This window comes from Pseudomonas sp. Kh14 (assembly GCF_900291005.1).
GTDB lineage: Bacteria > Pseudomonadota > Gammaproteobacteria > Pseudomonadales > Pseudomonadaceae > Aquipseudomonas > Aquipseudomonas alloputida.
This window is the reverse complement of sequence record NZ_OLKJ01000139.1, coordinates 1-266: the sequence shown is the minus strand read 5'-3', so window position 1 is coordinate 266 and position 266 is coordinate 1. Positions and strand designations below refer to the sequence as shown.

The following is a 266-nucleotide window of genomic DNA, read 5'->3' as shown; positions in this document are numbered from 1 at the left end:
GGATATGCAAAAATCGAGGAAATGATCGCTCTGTACAACTTTGCCGATGTCTTTGTTTTCCCGTCACTATATGAAGGTTTTGGATTGCCGCCTTTAGAGGCAATGGCTTGTGGTACCCCCGTTATAACGTCCAACGTTTCTTCATTGCCTGAAGTTGTCGGAGATGCGGCCTTATTGGTGAGTCCGGAAAATGTGGAGGAGATAGCTAATGCCATGGTTAGTATTATTGAAGATACAGAATTGAAGAAAAAACTAACTTCTAAAGG

Annotated in this window: 1 protein-coding gene; it reads left to right on the top strand. The window is 42.5% G+C overall.

Annotated elements, in window-relative coordinates; all coding sequences use genetic code 11:
* The coding region (locus FQ668_RS27590; RefSeq protein ID WP_144180789.1) for a glycosyltransferase at window positions 1-266 on the top strand (266 nt) is incomplete at both ends.